Annotated in this window: 17 protein-coding genes; 4 read left to right on the top strand and 13 right to left on the bottom strand. The window is 54.2% G+C overall.

Annotated elements, in window-relative coordinates; all coding sequences use genetic code 11:
- Position 1: 1 nt before the first annotated feature.
- The 6 genes from Y017_RS14935 to Y017_RS12295 are packed head-to-tail and all read right to left on the bottom strand — an operon-like array spanning position 2 to position 3777.
- On the bottom strand, positions 2-610 hold the full coding sequence (locus tag Y017_RS14935; protein WP_081737621.1) for a DUF2796 domain-containing protein: 609 nt from the start codon (positions 608-610) through the stop codon (positions 2-4).
- Positions 588-992 carry a MerC domain-containing protein gene (locus Y017_RS14930; protein WP_011588957.1) on the bottom strand — a complete coding sequence of 135 codons (405 nt, stop codon included), beginning with the start codon at positions 990-992 and terminating at the stop codon, positions 588-590. Before Y017_RS14930 ends, Y017_RS14935 begins: the two co-directional genes overlap by 23 nt.
- Positions 993-1017: 25 nt before the next feature.
- Positions 1018-1491 (bottom strand): transcriptional repressor, encoded by a 474-nt coding sequence (locus Y017_RS12310; RefSeq protein ID WP_011588958.1) that lies wholly within the window; start codon positions 1489-1491, stop codon positions 1018-1020.
- Positions 1492-1500: 9 nt separating this feature from the next.
- Positions 1501-2127 carry a DUF1826 domain-containing protein gene (locus Y017_RS12305; protein ID WP_051428770.1) on the bottom strand — a complete coding sequence of 209 codons (627 nt, stop codon included), beginning with the start codon at positions 2125-2127 and terminating at the stop codon, positions 1501-1503.
- Positions 2127-3350, bottom strand: a complete 1224-nt coding sequence (zigA, locus tag Y017_RS12300; protein WP_035461221.1) for a zinc metallochaperone GTPase ZigA — start codon at positions 3348-3350, stop codon at positions 2127-2129. The genes Y017_RS12305 and zigA overlap by 1 nt, the downstream gene beginning before the upstream one ends.
- A 4-nt stretch (positions 3351-3354) precedes the next feature.
- Positions 3355-3777, bottom strand: coding sequence for a TraR/DksA C4-type zinc finger protein (locus Y017_RS12295; RefSeq protein WP_035461117.1), 423 nt, complete (start codon positions 3775-3777; stop codon positions 3355-3357).
- A 67-nt stretch (positions 3778-3844) separates the two neighbouring features.
- Between Y017_RS12295 and Y017_RS12290 the strand changes: the two genes are divergently transcribed.
- The 3 genes from Y017_RS12290 to Y017_RS12280 are packed head-to-tail and all read left to right on the top strand — an operon-like array spanning position 3845 to position 5938.
- Positions 3845-4069, top strand: a complete 225-nt coding sequence (locus Y017_RS12290; protein ID WP_035461115.1) for a hypothetical protein — start codon at positions 3845-3847, stop codon at positions 4067-4069.
- Positions 4066-4626, top strand: coding sequence for a carbonate dehydratase (locus tag Y017_RS12285; RefSeq protein ID WP_011588963.1), 561 nt, complete (start codon positions 4066-4068; stop codon positions 4624-4626). The genes Y017_RS12290 and Y017_RS12285 overlap by 4 nt, the downstream gene beginning before the upstream one ends.
- Positions 4616-5938 carry a dihydroorotase gene (locus Y017_RS12280; protein WP_035461113.1) on the top strand — a complete coding sequence of 441 codons (1323 nt, stop codon included), beginning with the start codon at positions 4616-4618 and terminating at the stop codon, positions 5936-5938. The genes Y017_RS12285 and Y017_RS12280 overlap by 11 nt, the downstream gene beginning before the upstream one ends.
- Before the next feature lie 106 nt (positions 5939-6044).
- Here Y017_RS12280 and Y017_RS12275 read toward each other — a convergent pair whose 3' ends face one another.
- From Y017_RS12275 to Y017_RS12265, 3 genes are all read right to left on the bottom strand, one after another.
- Entirely contained in the window at positions 6045-6638 is a 594-nt protein-coding gene (locus Y017_RS12275; protein ID WP_051428769.1) for an HAD family hydrolase, read from the bottom strand.
- A gap of 37 nt (positions 6639-6675) precedes the next feature.
- Positions 6676-7683, bottom strand: a complete 1008-nt coding sequence (locus Y017_RS12270; RefSeq protein ID WP_035461111.1) for a hypothetical protein — start codon at positions 7681-7683, stop codon at positions 6676-6678.
- 335 nt (positions 7684-8018) lie between these two features.
- Positions 8019-8729, bottom strand: coding sequence for a phosphoadenylyl-sulfate reductase (locus tag Y017_RS12265; protein WP_035461110.1), 711 nt, complete (start codon positions 8727-8729; stop codon positions 8019-8021).
- A gap of 428 nt (positions 8730-9157) precedes the next feature.
- On the opposite strand from Y017_RS12265, the gene Y017_RS12260 reads away from it, so the two are divergent.
- Positions 9158-9571: a DUF4168 domain-containing protein gene (locus Y017_RS12260; RefSeq protein WP_011588968.1), complete on the top strand. Its 414-nt coding sequence runs from the start codon at positions 9158-9160 to the stop codon at positions 9569-9571.
- Between the two features lie 83 nt (positions 9572-9654).
- Here Y017_RS12260 and Y017_RS12255 read toward each other — a convergent pair whose 3' ends face one another.
- The 4 genes from Y017_RS12255 to Y017_RS15480 all read right to left on the bottom strand — a co-directional run bounded on the left by Y017_RS12255 (position 9655) and on the right by Y017_RS15480 (position 13835).
- Positions 9655-11580, bottom strand: a complete 1926-nt coding sequence (locus Y017_RS12255) for a ligand-gated channel protein (protein ID WP_035461219.1) — start codon at positions 11578-11580, stop codon at positions 9655-9657.
- 212 nt (positions 11581-11792) lie between these two features.
- Positions 11793-13148 carry a sensor histidine kinase gene (locus Y017_RS12250; protein WP_035461109.1) on the bottom strand — a complete coding sequence of 452 codons (1356 nt, stop codon included), beginning with the start codon at positions 13146-13148 and terminating at the stop codon, positions 11793-11795.
- Positions 13148-13444, bottom strand: a complete 297-nt coding sequence (locus Y017_RS15485; RefSeq protein ID WP_035461108.1) for a winged helix-turn-helix domain-containing protein — start codon at positions 13442-13444, stop codon at positions 13148-13150. Before Y017_RS15485 ends, Y017_RS12250 begins: the two co-directional genes overlap by 1 nt.
- Positions 13437-13835 carry a response regulator gene (locus tag Y017_RS15480; RefSeq protein WP_231483505.1) on the bottom strand — a complete coding sequence of 133 codons (399 nt, stop codon included), beginning with the start codon at positions 13833-13835 and terminating at the stop codon, positions 13437-13439. The genes Y017_RS15485 and Y017_RS15480 overlap by 8 nt, the downstream gene beginning before the upstream one ends.
- Positions 13836-14003: the final 168 nt, after the last annotated feature.

The following is a 14003-nucleotide window of genomic DNA, read 5'->3' as shown; positions in this document are numbered from 1 at the left end:
CTTACTCCACGAGTATTCGAGTTTGACCCGGAGCCAGACGCGAAGCGCTCTGGACGGCCGGTAACAACAGCACCACGTCTGTGGTCAGGCTCGAAAAGGTACTAAGAAACGGCAGATCTACGGCTTGCAGCTGCTGAGGAGCCTCGCAGGCAAACGTCCATTCGTGGACGATGTCCTGATGATGATTGACCGCTTCATGGGAATCATCATCGTGGTCGTGGTCGTGGTCGTGGTCGTGGTCGTGGTCGTGGTCGTGGTCGTGGTCGTGGTCGTGGTCGTCACGATCATGCGCCTTACTTTCCGGAAACAAATCGGCTACGGAACGAGAGGACACATTGATCAATTCACACAGGGCAGCTGAGGACGGCTGAGGTTCTGTAACCTGCGCCAAGCGCTTGCTGTAACGCAATCGCGCTGAGGCATCGGCCGGTGGCTGCTCGCTACCGAAAATATCCATCAACGGCGCCCGAAAACTAACGGTTAACTGATCGCCTTCGAGTACAACCGCCGCCTCGGCATGACCATGCTGATGCACATCTGCTGCGAAGCCAGCCACACTCAATGGCAGTAATAGAGCAGCCAGCCACTTAGGTTGCATAGGGTTTTTCATGATTTATCTCGCAGTCATTGCAGCCTCGAATATTGCCCACATGGGTTCCCACCAAACAGAGTCCGATCAGAACTGTCAGCAATGGTTCCCAAAAAGTGCCGTGCATAGCATGTTCAAAAACGGTTAGCAGACACAACCCCGCCAAGGCTAATACGCCTGGAACCAAGACGGAAAGACGACGATGTCGCCGGTAACCTACGCCAATGGCGAGCAGGCTTACCGGCACGATGATGGCCAGCATGACCAAGTGAAATATTTCATCCACACTGCCAAACGCGGATAACAATCCGATGGCAAAGAGCCCCGCCACGCTGGCGACGCAGTGAATCATGCAGAGGCTAGACAGGCCGATAGCCATCACGTCTAGGCGAAAACGTTGCATTACTGTCTCCCGAGAAGAGTGTTGTTTAGCTGCCCGCTAGCGATGCGCAATCGGCACAACGGCCATGCACTTCCAACAGCGGTTCTTGCTGAATTACAAAACCCACTTCATCCAGGGTGTGTTGTAATTCGTCAACAGCGGCCCCCGCCATGGGGGTTTCCTGAACGCCACCACACTGATCACATAACAAGAACACCGTTCCGCGATGGCCGTGTTGGCAGGTAATGTGATCACAGGCCAGATACTGGTTGGTGGAGCTAAGCCGGTGGGCCAACCCTTGCTGAACCAGAAAATCCAGCGCTCGATAAATCGTGGGCGGCTGTGCATTGCTCTGATAGCGGGCTTTGAACTGGTCGAGTAGCTGATAGGCACTTTGCGGGGTTTTTTGCTCCAGTATTAGCGCCATAACTTGTTTGCGCTGGGGGGTCATGCGCACACCCAGCTTTCGACATTGCTGCTCAGCGCTATTAAGAATCTGCTCTGTTCGACTCACTGCCATGTTCTCAGCCTAAATATCCAGAGTGATCAACAACCGCTGCTGACCGGGAGACATGGGCGGGGACCGGTGGACCACGCCTGCCCCCGGATTATCCCGCCATGACTCGCCTTTGAACAGCGCCACCTGCCCGGCCTCAAGTTGCTTGACGTTTTCTTGCTGAAAAAGCAAAGGCTGGTTAATGCCAGGCGAGAGCAATTGATCGTCCACGCAATCAAACGGCAGCCACTGACTGCCCTGGCCGCCATAGGTGCACAATAACCGAACCGGAATTCGGTCCACATGAAAGCGTGGGCACATAGGCGCTTGCAAAGCCGTAACACGTAACCCTAGGCCAGACACGCCAAATAGACACGCAGTCATGTCGGCAAGCAAAACTAGATCGTCCCGCAACGCCCCATAGCGCTCATCCGGAAGCATTCGCTCGATAGCCCCCTCAAGCTGAGAAAGCTCAAGCCAGTGTTTTAGTGCCAGCCGTTGTTGGCAGGCCAACGCTACCACGTCCTGGCCCACAGGACTGGGACGATCCCAGACGGCCACCTCCATATCATCCTGAACGATGTCCGCCAGCACCGCTGCATCTGGCGAACAATGCCATTGCGACGTAGTAATCTCCGCTTGCGCCACTGCCATCGTCATCACCCCGCCATCTCCCATTGCGGAAACGGATCATCCAACTGTTCCCAAAGCGCCTTACCTTGGAGCATTTCTGCTTCCGTCAACAAACAGGCATCCAGCGCTTGGCGAGTTGCCTCTGGTTGCAGGTTGTGGCCGATAAACACCAACTCCTGGCGCATATCACCAAACGGTTCTTGCCACTTTTCCATGATCAAGGCCCGGTATTCCTCGTCAGTGGGCCACTGTTGTTCCGGCACGGTTTTCCAGAACATGCCCGCCGGGCCGTGATGAACAACATCGCCCGCCTGGCTCCAGTTACCCGCAAATTGGGGCCGACTGGCCAACCAGAAAAAACCCTTTGAACGTAACAACGTGCCGTAGGGCCAAGGCTGTTGCAAAAAGTCCCAGAAACGTTGCGGGTGAAACGGGCGCCGAGCTTCATAGGTGAAACTGCTGATGCCGTATTCCTCAGTTTCGGGCAAATGTTCGCCACGCATTTCTTTTAACCACCCCGGCGCCTGCTGGGCTTTTTCAAAGTCGAACAGGCCGGTGTTAAGCACATCATCCAGCGGCACCGCACCGTGGCTAATCGGTAGAATACGGGCATCCGGATTCAACAACCGCAAGGTGGCTTGCAGAGCATCGAGCTCCTTTTTCGTGGCCAAATCCGTCTTGCTGATCAGGATCACATCAGAGAATTCCACCTGTTCCACCAGGAGATCCACCACATTGCGGTGATCTTCTTCGCCCAGGTTTTCTGCCTCTTGCTGGAGCGTACGGCAACTATTGTAATCGCGGAGAAAGTTAACCCCATCCACCACTGTGACCATGGTGTCCAGCCGTGCTACAGAAGATAGCCCTTCACCGTTTTCGTCTTCGAAGGTAAAGGTTTCTGCCACAGGCAAAGGCTCAGATATCCCTGTGGATTCGATAACCAAGTAATCGAAGCTCCCTTCTCTGGCCAGCCGATCCACTTCCACCAACAAATCCTCGCGCAGGGTGCAACAGATGCAACCATTGCTCATTTCCACCAGTTTCTCTTCTGCCCGATTGAGAGAAACGTTCTGATTGACCAGTGCAGCATCAATATTGATTTCACTCATATCGTTAACGATAACGGCAACCCGCAGCCCGCTTCGATTGTTAAGAATATGGTTCAGCACCGTGGTTTTTCCGGCACCCAGGAACCCTGACAATACGGTAACGGGAAGCTGGCGAATGGGATTGATTTGCTGGCCTGTCATGTCTTTATCCGGTTCGTTGATGGGCATAGTGGCGTTCATTTTGTTCAAGGCGAGCCTTCACCTCGGCACAGTATTCCGTGGTGGGGCGAGCGAGCAAACGCGGTAAACCAATAGGATCACCGCTGATTTTGCAGTAACCGTAGTCTCCGTTTTGCAGCCGCCTCAACGCACCGCGTATTTTTCCCAACAAGGCCTGCTGGCGCGCCATAAAACGTAGCTGGTGACGGCACGTCTCTTCTTCTACAGCCGCATCCAGTGGGTCTGCCTGGGCCGGTGTCTGCAGATTGTTTCTACCGTTCCCAAGGTGTTGTTCGCACTCTAGAGCCAGAGCAAGGAGACGTTTGCGGAAAAACTCCCGCTGGCTCGCATTCATGTACTGCGACGCTGTCATCGCCAACAACGCCTCTTCACTAATGGTATGAGGCATGATGCTCTCCTTTTATGTTATGTTATAACATTGCATCAATAATCAACAACCTTCGTGGAGAAGAACCGTGAATTTGCCCCTGCCCGGCTCCTACACCGAATGGCGACACTGCATTACCGAAATATGCGGGATCCCTCTTGCCGAGAGTTTTATCCGCGAAAGGCTGATTGCTTTAGACGACGACAATGACCACATGACCCGCAAGTTCATTGAGCTTTACGGCCGTGAGCACTGGAAACAGACGAAAACCTGGTTTAACCAGGCACTGAAAGACGAAGGAAGAAACAAATGATTCGTAAAAACCCTAATGGTGACTTGCCGGATATTCATCCGGACGCCTTCGTCGACCCTACCGCTATCATCTGTGGCAAAGTCATCGTAAGTCGCCATGTCTTTATCGGCCCCTACGCCGTCATTCGAGCGGACGAAACGGATGATCAAGGCAATCTTCACCCCATTCTCATTGGCGAAGGAACCAACATTCAGGATGGCGTCGTCATGCACTCCAAGGATGGAGGCCCCATCACGATTGGTAAGCACAGCTCTATTGCCCATCGAGCCATCGTGCATGGCCCCTGTGAGGTGGGAGACAGCGTTTTTGTAGGCTTCAACAGCGTGCTTTTCAACTGCACTATCGGCGACGGCTGCGCCATTCGTCACAATGCGGTTATCGACGGCATGACGCTTCCCGCAAATTTTTATATCCCATCCACCAGCCGTATCGGACCCGACACGGATCTCAGCCTCATTCCCCGTGTGAGCCAAGACATCACCGCGTTTTCAGAAAGTGTATCCGATACCAATCAGCAACTCGTTCAGGGCTATAAAAGGATTCAAAATGAACTGTGAAAACAGCTCTAGCCTATTAATCAAAGGTGCCACGGTCCTGTTGCCTGGTGGCCCTGAAGAAACCGATGTGGCCTGTCGTGATGGCCGCATTGTGGCTATTGGCGAGCCCTTTCAGGCAGACACGATCTTCGAGGCCCGCGGCTTACACCTCTTACCCGGTGCCGTGGATTCCCAAGTCCATTTCCGCGAACCGGGCATGACACACAAGGAAACGCTGGAAGCTGGCACACGCGGTGCCATTATCGGCGGCATCACTAGTGTCTTCGAGATGCCTAACACTCAGCCCTTAACGCTCTACGCGGAAGATTTGCAGGCCAAAATTGCCATTGCAGAACGGGATGCCTGGTGCAATTACGCCTTTTATATCGGCGGGTCCGCCGCCAATGCCGAGCAGCTGGCAGAACTGGAATGTTTACCCGCCTGCAGCGGTGTAAAAATTTTTATGGGCAGTTCATTTGGCGATTTGCTCGCCGATAGCGATGACGTGTTACGCAATATACTCCGCCATGGTCGCCGGCGAGTGGCGGTTCATGCTGAAGACGAAGCCCGCTTACTGTCTCGCCGACACCTTGCTGAAGAAGCAGCAAACCCTGTAGCCCACCCCGTTTGGCGCGATGAAAACAGCGCCCTGTTAGCCACTCATCGCATTGTCGCACTGGCAGCAGAAGCTGGCCGACCCCTGCATGTGCTGCACATATCTACCGCCGAGGAGATGGCGTTCTTGCAACATCACAAGTCCAGCGTGTCGGTAGAGGTGCTGCCCCAACATCTCACTCTATCGGCACCGGAGTGCTACGAACGGCTCGGCACGCTGGCACAGATGAATCCTCCGATCCGCGATCAACGCCACCAAGATGCGCTCTGGAAAGCGGTACAAAACGGTATCGTGGATGTCATCGGCAGCGACCACGCCCCCCATACTCGAGAAGAAAAACAGCGACCCTATCCGAATTCACCCAGCGGCATGACCGGAACCCAAACACTGCTACCCTTGATGCTCAATCATGTTAACCAGGGACGACTCAGCCTCCCGCGATTAGTGGATATGGTATGCGCAGGACCTGCGCGGCTGTTCGGCATGGCTGGCAAAGGGCGAATTGCGGTGGGGTACGATGCTGATTTGACCTTAGTAGACATGCAACGTAAACAAGCGGTGGATGACCGCAAACTGGCCTCACCTTCAGGCTGGAGCGCCTACGATGGCATGATGCTGCAAGGCTGGCCTTCGGCCACGATTATTGCAGGGCAAATTGTCATGCTCGACGAGCAGGTCATCGGCAGCCCAGCAGGAAAACCGCTCAGGTTTCTATAACGGGCACAGGCAGTTAAAAATACCCCTCAAAAACAACACTCACGTGGATGATGAAAAGGATTTCGCGTTCTCTGGAGTTTGGCGCCAAGCGGCCCGCGGTTAAAATTCACCCTATCAACAGTTCATCAAACCGGCGGATAACCCGGTCCGCAAGATAGCCATGGGTATTGAGGCCGTCCATGTCCAAGTAAACCCCAACCATGCCAGCATTGCGCGCTGCCAGCAGGTCATATTTAAAATCCCCTACGTAGGCAATGGTGGCAGGCGCCATATTCCATTCACGGGCAATAGCGAGCAGCCCGTCTGGAGCCGGCTTGGGCGCAGCATCCTCCCTTGCCAGCACACGCTCCACAGGAATATTCAGCCGTGAAACGGTGAGCTCGGCAATGACACGGGCATTACGGGTAAGAATAGCCGTAGGAATACCCATTACCGACAATTGTTCAAGGCAGGATTCTGCGCCGGGTATCCAGGTGGCCCGTTGCGCCCCTTCACGCTCATATTCAAGCACCACAGCGTGAGCGGCTGCCTGCTCACGCTGTGGTAACGTGTCGATAAATTCCAGAACACCTACATCTTCCGGGCAACGAAGAGCCTTACGGATGGCAGCAAAGTCCAGACGAGAATCGACTAGGGTGCCATCCAGATCAAAAATAATGCCATTGAACATCGTCTGAGGAGTCGTTGCTGACAACGTCATCGCACGCTCCAGCCTGCCATTGGCAATGGTGAGCACACTATTGGCACGGCCAATCCTCCATTAACGCCTCACCGCCCGAAGCCATGGCGATAATCTGCCGGTCGCTGTTGAGCGTGTATTGAAGACCTTTCTTGCCTCGTACTTGCCAGTACACCGCCTTAATCGGCGATACCCCTGGCCCGGCCTCCGAGGTCTCCTCCAACACGCCCTCATAGAGTGCGTATAAGGGTAGTGATTCGCCCAACGCCACATTGCTGTGGGTACGAATATCCGAAGGCGGCGTGACCTCCCATCGGGTAATACGATTGTTTCTGAACTGGGCGGATAGCCCCGCGGGCCACATCGCACTGCGCACACGGCCACAGCTACCTTGCCCTGCAATAATATCCAGCGGCGCCTTGCTGGTCGCCTGCGCACTGGACAAGGTATCGCCAACACAAACCGAACCGTAACAGCCCGGCGACAAGCGTTGCAGCGGCTGCTCACTATCCAACGTTAAAGTCACTGTCAGCTCTACCGTCATTGGGTCATCGCCACTTTCCGGTTGGCCAATGTGAGCAAGGTAGTCGCTGGCAAGATCTGGCGCCGTATGCGCACCACTTGCTGGAGAAGAAAAGCCCCCACGAAAGGTGACACACAGTTGCTCGGCAAGGGCATGGTCCCCTGACAACAACGCCCTGGAGGCCGCAGTGATCCCAGAACACACCACCGGCTCCACCGCTCGCTGCCAAGTGTCTGGATACCCACTGTCATCGCAATACTCATGGGAAAAATTGAGCATACAGTGATGAGGAACGATCTTGTGAGTAAGGATGGTAAGGCCAATGTCTTGCCCAGCCTGGGCCAACAATGCCTCACCGTAGTCCGCGCCCATATAACGGAAATAGGCCATTTCCCAGCCTACATTGGTGCGCAAATCTAAACGTAAACCGGCAGATGACGGCCCCAATGCCGGCGCAGCCATCCCATTCGTTGACATCAACAGTACCAAGCTAACCAACAACGTCCTCCGCCAACGCTGCGCTTGCTGTACCCATCGCTTCATGCTTTCCCCCTATAGCTCTAGACACCGAGACCCGGCTCCCAGGTGTTACTCATAAGAAAAGCAAATTCTGCCGACCGAGGCCAGCCCATTCTTCAACCACAGGCTAGCCAACGCAGTGTAAGGCCCCATACACACAGGCGTTACTACAATGGGCAATACATGCTGAGGGTTCTTTTCAGGAAGTAATCGGGAGGGCTAGGCTGTAGATGCCCGGCATGATGTTAAGACATAGCAGGTTTGCGAAAGGGTAAGGCGCGTATAGCAACCTAAACACCCGCTGTTAAACGAGACTTACCCCTTCACCGAAGTTTGCGTAGCTGGCTATTCGCGCACGGCTACATATGAATACCGCACTCGGTTTTTTTGTTGCCCTTCCAGCGCCCTTCGCGGCCTTCGCCCTTGAAGGTGCAGTGGCTGCACCCGATGGAGTCAAACCCTTGGGCCACCAGTGGGTGAAACGGCAGGTCGTGCTCCTTAATATAGGCGTCACGCTGTTCCTTGGTGACATCAATCATCGGGTTGAACTTGATCATGCCACGACGCTCTTCAAACACCTCCAGACCGGCACGGTGTTCGGTTTGCCAACCCATCAGACTGGAAATCCACAGATCGTAGTTTTCCTTGGCTTCTTCCAACGGATTAACCTTGTTCACCTGGCAGCACAAGTCCGGATCCGTTTCCCACATACGATTTTCTTGGGATACCTGGTGGTGATCCGGATCCGGCGTCACATCGACCACATTCAGGCCAAATCGCTCGATCAGGTAATCCTTGTACTTCAGGGTATCCGCAAAGTGATAACCGGTATCAATAAAATGCACCGATTGCTCAGGACGGATGGTAGAGATGATGTGCAGAAAATAAGCCGACGTCGCGGCAAAAGACGAAGTCACCATGATCCGATCCGGCGCAAAGTCTTCGTAGACACGGCGAATGCGCTCCGCAAAGCTCAGCGGACGATAGACACGATTCAGCTCCTCCAACGCCTCTTTGGACAAGCCAACGGTATTGTCACCAAATCGTGTAATCAGCTGTGCATTACCCATGATCTGCAGCACCTCAAAAGGGAAATTTCAAGCTGCCATAATAGGGGCCTAAAAAGGAATATAAAGTAATATATAGTGATACTTTTATAACCAAAAGGGATATGAAAACAGAACAGAGGCAGTAACTCAGCACGGCCATTTTGCCTCGCCGTGCACCATCAAAAAGGGTAACCCGCGCCCAAACCGATCAACCACAGCACATAGGGCCTGCCAACGCTGTAGTTAATCGCACGTAAGAACCTAGAAAAGGCTTGTTCACATCAGTATGCGATACGCATCGTCACTGTGAATCATGATTTAACATTTCTCGTCGAACTTACAGGCTGATGGTGGTCGGACTTTGCAGTGTCGCCGTATTTTGGTTTCGGCCACTTTGGGTAACACCGTAATCCCCGACCGCTTCGGGGCGATTGACAAGGAGATGAAGCATGAGCAAACGGATGATGGCGCTCGGCGCCCTGATGATTTCCGCTACCTTCACTGGCACGGTAGCCGCACAGCAGCCTGGTGCACCCGCGTCACAAACCCCACAGACCCAGCAGCAACAAATGCAGCAACAGCAGATGCAGCAGCTGCCCAAGGCCTCTGAATTCAGCGACAAACAGCTTGATGCCTTTGCCGATGCACAAAAAGACATGTCTGGCATCCAGCAGAAATACTCCCAGCAACTGCAGGCGAACAAAGACAAGCCTGAAGAAGCCATGAAAGTGCAGAAAGAAGCACAGGAGAAAATGGTAGAAGCCGTTAAAGAGAGTGGGTTGGAGCTGAGCACCTATAACCAGATTGCTCAGCTGGCCCAATACGATGCGGACTTCCGCACCCGCATTCAGGAAAAAATGTAATCCTGAACGCAGCAAAACACACAACGCCGGCATTCGCCGGCGTTGTTGTTTTTACATGACCTGTTCCCACGTCGGGCTGACAATCAGAAGTTTGTCACCACCCCTACCCAGTAACGCCGACCATCTTCCACGTAACCATATTCGTCGTAGAAAATTTCCTTGTCGGCCAGATTATAAATTCCCGTATTGAGTTTGGTCTGCGGTGTCAGCTGGAAACCGATACCGGCATCAACCAGGGTATTCGACGGCACGATGGTGGCGCAGCTGGACGGCCCCGTGTTTGGCTGACTCTCCTCACCCCGATAGCGAACGGTGGCCCAAGGCGACACCGTATCTGTCGCTTGCCAATCCAGGTTCAGGCTGGCCAGATGCTTGGGTAATTGAGTCAACGGCTCGCCTTTGTACTCCCCGGATTTCTGCTCCGAATCGGTATAGGTATAGCTCAGGTTGATGGACACCACCCTCGCCAACGTGGTGGACAGCGCCGCTTCCACGCCCTGGGTTTGCGCTTCATCCACATTCACCCGGTAGGTGGGGTCGGAACCAAACTGGTTGGGACCATCCGGACAGATACTGACCGGACAGGTAATACGGGTGATCTTGTCCTTGAAGTCGTTGTGAAACACCGTCACGTTGGCCAGCAACGTGCGACCCGCGTTGAAGTACAGGCCCAGCTCCTGGTTAAGCGAGGTTTCAGGCTCCAGATCTGGGTTGCCGTAGATGTTGCCACCCCGGCTCACCTGCCCCCAATCCGGGGTCAATTCACGCAGCGACGGAGAGCGGAAGCCAGTGGAGACGCCACCTTTCACCGTCCAGCGCGGGCTGAATCCCCACACGCCATAAAGGCGCGGGCTAACATGGGTGCCGAAATTTTCATCATCGTCCATCCGCGCACCTGCGGTCACCGAAAAGGTATCGGTGAGCATCCATTCGTCTTCCACAAATAGAGCGTATTTTGATGACTCAATATTGGTGCGGTCAGAAATCCGGTTGGAGGTTTTGTCGTCCAGTTTTTCTTCCGTGAAATCGGCCCCCACCGTCACCATATGATTACCCACCGGCATGACCAACGCCGTCTTGGCATGGGTATTGGTGATAGTCATTTCACGGCTTTCATTTTCCGCTTTTTCTCGCTGAATGTAGGTATCGGATGTGCCGACGGCCCAACGGCCAGTGTGGGTCAGCGAAAAAGCTTCGCGGGTATGATCAGTAAAACTATCGTCGGAATCTGCGCTACGCCCGATCAAACTCTGGCGGCTATCCTCGGTGCGGGTAGTTTCCACTGAAAAGTCATGATTTTCTGTCGGTGTCAGAGTCAATTTAGCTGTCAGGTTACGCAGGTCTTTTTGCTCATAACCATCCACGAATAAATCTTCCTGGCGGTTATAAAAGCCTCCATAGACTTGCAGGCCCAGCAAATCGTCTTTCAATGGGCCGCTCAAGCTGAAATTGCCCTGCTGGCTATCACCGGAGCGGGAATCGTCCTGGATGATCGCGTCCAGCTGTACAGAGCCGCCCCACTCTGTCTCCACTTTGCGGGTGATAATGTTGACCACGCCCCCCATGGCATCGGAGCCATACAGGGTGGACATGGGGCCACGGACCACCTCGATACGCTCGATGCTTTGCAGCGGCGGCAACCAGCTTTGTTCAAACCCGGCACTACCATTAGGACGGCTTTCCCGAGTGGACACCGGCTTACCATCAACCATGATCAGCGTATAAGAGGACGGCATACCGCGAATAACGATATCGGTGCCACGGTCGCCGGAGCCTCCGCCGGTGACAATCACACCGGGGACATCCCGTAAGGCATCAGTGGTGTCTTGGTAGAAACGCGCTTCAATCTGCTCACGGTCAATAACGCTAATCGACGCGGGCGCATCGTCCACCTGTTGAATGTACCCTCCGGCTGTCACAGACACCTGCCCCAGCTCATGTCCTCCCTCTTCCCCCCACACGGCGCCACTGGCTGCGGCCAGCGCCATCGTTAGAGTCCCCAAGCGCATTCCCATGGTTTTCCTCCTCGAAGATAAACAACAACATCCAACCGGAGTGCCAACCGCCCCCTTTCACCACTCAAGCTTGCCGCCTGGTAGCGAAAAACCGATACAGCTCCCCCTGGTAAATCGGCCAGACAGGGCTGCTGAAAGCAGCAATGGATCTGCCGAAGAAAAGGAATGGTATTGATTCTTATTTAGAACAAAAGGAGGTTTACACTTTATACACGTGCCGGAGCCGGCAGGCGCAAATGCACACACAACCCAGGGTCCCGGTTATGTGCCCAAAGCTCTCCGCCAAGCCGCTCCACTGTTCTGCGGGCAATACTTAATCCCAGCCCAAAACCGCTATCAGTCGTCCTCGCGGTATTTAGGCGCACGAATGGCGCAAAGATACTGTGCAGCTTATCTTCAGGCACCCCTGGCCCCTGATCCACCACCTGAAGATGCCAGGCACTCCCTTCACGCTGCCCCTGCAATAAGACCGTCCCCTGCTCAGGCGAATACCGAATGGCATTCCGGACCAAATTTTCAAATACCTGAGCTAAGGTATTCAAATTGCCATACACCTCCGTGTCATCAGGTAAGGTGCAAGGGAAGCGTTGTTTACTCCAACCACTCTCAAACGCCGCATTCTCGACAACCATGTCCCACAACACCGGCACCGACAAAGACTGCAGGCCAGCGTTACCGGTATTGGTATCGGTGTCCTGCCAACCTAGCGCCAAAGTGTCATCGACTAAGGTGCGCATGTGGCGCAATTCCTGCTCTAACCGCTGGCGCAGTTGCTGTTCGTTCATTCCGCTTTCCAAGGCCACAGACAACCGGCTCAGCGGAGTACGTAACTCATGCGACATATCATTGAGTAACTGTTTTTGAGTTTCGAGTATGCCGCAAACCTGCTCTGCCATATGGTTGAAACTACGAGCAAGCTCACCAAATTCATCTGAACGGGTGGCCAACGGCCCAACCACACGGGCATCAGTATCGTCTTTGAATACGAGCACCTGCGCTTGTAACGCCTTCAACAAGACGCGGGCACGCCAGAACAGCAGCCCACCCAGCATGAGGGCCGATATCGTAGGAACCCCCACTAACAATAAAGGTTCAACCCAAGGCCAGTAGGTACCCGGACGAAACCGGGGAGGCAGCTGCATCAGCAGGCTTCCCTGTTCTGGGACAGTAGGAAATGGCAACCCCAGATAAGGCATCTTCTTGCCGTAACGGAAACTCATGCGGCTATGAACACCCCGCTGAAAGCGAAGCCCGCTACGCTCCTGTACCGTCAATGGAGTACTGCTCAGGGACTGGTCAGTGTTACTGATCACAGCGATATCACCACTTTCACGGGAACGCATGCCCGCCAGCCATTGGTCTACCCCTGCCCGCCCCTCCGCGAGCCATGCCTGCTCCGCAGCCGCCGCATAACCGCGCATTACGGCAACCGCCTGGTCACTCAAAAGCTGGGCATCATTTCGCAGAGCGTTGGTAACACGCGTTCCCACTACCATGGTGGTAACTACGGTAACAACAAGAAGTAGCGCCAGGCGCCAAAGAAGGGAGTAGCGTTTTAACATCAGAGGTTGTCAGTGATCAGGGTATAGCCCTGCCCCCAGACTGTTCTCACCGCCGACTCTGCTGCTCCGGCGTCACGAAGTTTGCGACGCACATGACTAATGTGCAGGTCCAGGCTGCGATCATGGCGGCCACAGCCTCGGTGCAGAACCGCCTGGTAGAGGAATGGTTTACTGAGCACCGCACCTCGGTGCTCCAACAGCACCTGCAACAAACGAAACTCAGTGTTGGTCAGCCCTAGGTCGGTTTCTTGGTAAAAGGCCGCCATGCTGTGGTCGCACAGCACCAGTTTACCCACTGATTCCCATTGCGGCTCTTCCGGACGCACCCGTTCCAGCGCACACCGCATCCACCCGCACCGCTAGTTCCGCCATACTGAATGGCTTGGGAAGGTAATCATCCGCACCGTTGATAAGTCCCTGAATACGGGCCTGCTCATCGCCCAATGCAGACACCACAATCACCGGCACCGAGCTTTGCTGGCGCAGGGCATTAAGTAGCTCCAAGCCATTAAGGCCGGGCAACAGGATGTCCAGCAGCACTAGGTCATAATCACCGGCCGTCGCCGCATCCAGCCCCGCCGGGCCTTCGGCACACACCGAAACCAGATAGTGCCGCTCTGAAAAATAATCAAGCAAGTGGCCACTGAGTACCGAATCATCTTCAATGACCAGTAAACGGGCAGGCATTTTCACAACGGCGTTCATTTTCGAAATGATAGAAATTATCATTCGTAAATGCTAGCTTTTATCGAATAAACCTCATTCAAGCACCCTAAGATTACATTCTTTACGAAGATAACCGTGGTTAAATATAACAATTCTCATTAACATCCCTGCCTCCGTTGTAAATGAACG

Origin of the sequence: Alcanivorax sp. 97CO-5, assembly GCF_000524665.1 — a bacterium.
Classification (GTDB): Bacteria; Pseudomonadota; Gammaproteobacteria; order Pseudomonadales; family Alcanivoracaceae; genus Alcanivorax; species Alcanivorax borkumensis.
This window is presented reverse-complemented; position numbering and strand designations above follow the sequence as displayed.

Bases quoted from the DNA above. Each gene is read 5' to 3' on its own strand.
- Y017_RS14935 (WP_081737621.1), bottom strand. From the start codon at position 610: ATGAAAAACCCTATGCAACCTAAGTGGCTGGCTGCTCTATTACTGCCA.
- Y017_RS14930 (WP_011588957.1), bottom strand. From the start codon at position 992: ATGCAACGTTTTCGCCTAGACGTGATGGCTATCGGCCTGTCTAGCCTC.
- Y017_RS12310 (WP_011588958.1), bottom strand. From the start codon at position 1,491: ATGGCAGTGAGTCGAACAGAGCAGATTCTTAATAGCGCTGAGCAGCAA.
- Y017_RS12305 (WP_051428770.1), bottom strand. From the start codon at position 2,127: ATGACGATGGCAGTGGCGCAAGCGGAGATTACTACGTCGCAATGGCAT.
- zigA (WP_035461221.1), bottom strand. From the start codon at position 3,350: ATGACAGGCCAGCAAATCAATCCCATTCGCCAGCTTCCCGTTACCGTA.
- Y017_RS12295 (WP_035461117.1), bottom strand. From the start codon at position 3,777: ATGCCTCATACCATTAGTGAAGAGGCGTTGTTGGCGATGACAGCGTCG.
- Y017_RS12285 (WP_011588963.1), top strand. From the start codon at position 4,066: ATGATTCGTAAAAACCCTAATGGTGACTTGCCGGATATTCATCCGGAC.
- Y017_RS12280 (WP_035461113.1), top strand. From the start codon at position 4,616: ATGAACTGTGAAAACAGCTCTAGCCTATTAATCAAAGGTGCCACGGTC.
- Y017_RS12275 (WP_051428769.1), bottom strand. From the start codon at position 6,638: ATGACGTTGTCAGCAACGACTCCTCAGACGATGTTCAATGGCATTATT.
- Y017_RS12270 (WP_035461111.1), bottom strand. From the start codon at position 7,683: ATGAAGCGATGGGTACAGCAAGCGCAGCGTTGGCGGAGGACGTTGTTG.
- Y017_RS12265 (WP_035461110.1), bottom strand. From the start codon at position 8,729: ATGGGTAATGCACAGCTGATTACACGATTTGGTGACAATACCGTTGGC.
- Y017_RS12260 (WP_011588968.1), top strand. From the start codon at position 9,158: ATGAGCAAACGGATGATGGCGCTCGGCGCCCTGATGATTTCCGCTACC.
- Y017_RS12255 (WP_035461219.1), bottom strand. From the start codon at position 11,580: ATGCGCTTGGGGACTCTAACGATGGCGCTGGCCGCAGCCAGTGGCGCC.
- Y017_RS12250 (WP_035461109.1), bottom strand. From the start codon at position 13,148: ATGTTAAAACGCTACTCCCTTCTTTGGCGCCTGGCGCTACTTCTTGTT.
- Y017_RS15480 (WP_231483505.1), bottom strand. From the start codon at position 13,835: ATGCCTGCCCGTTTACTGGTCATTGAAGATGATTCGGTACTCAGTGGC.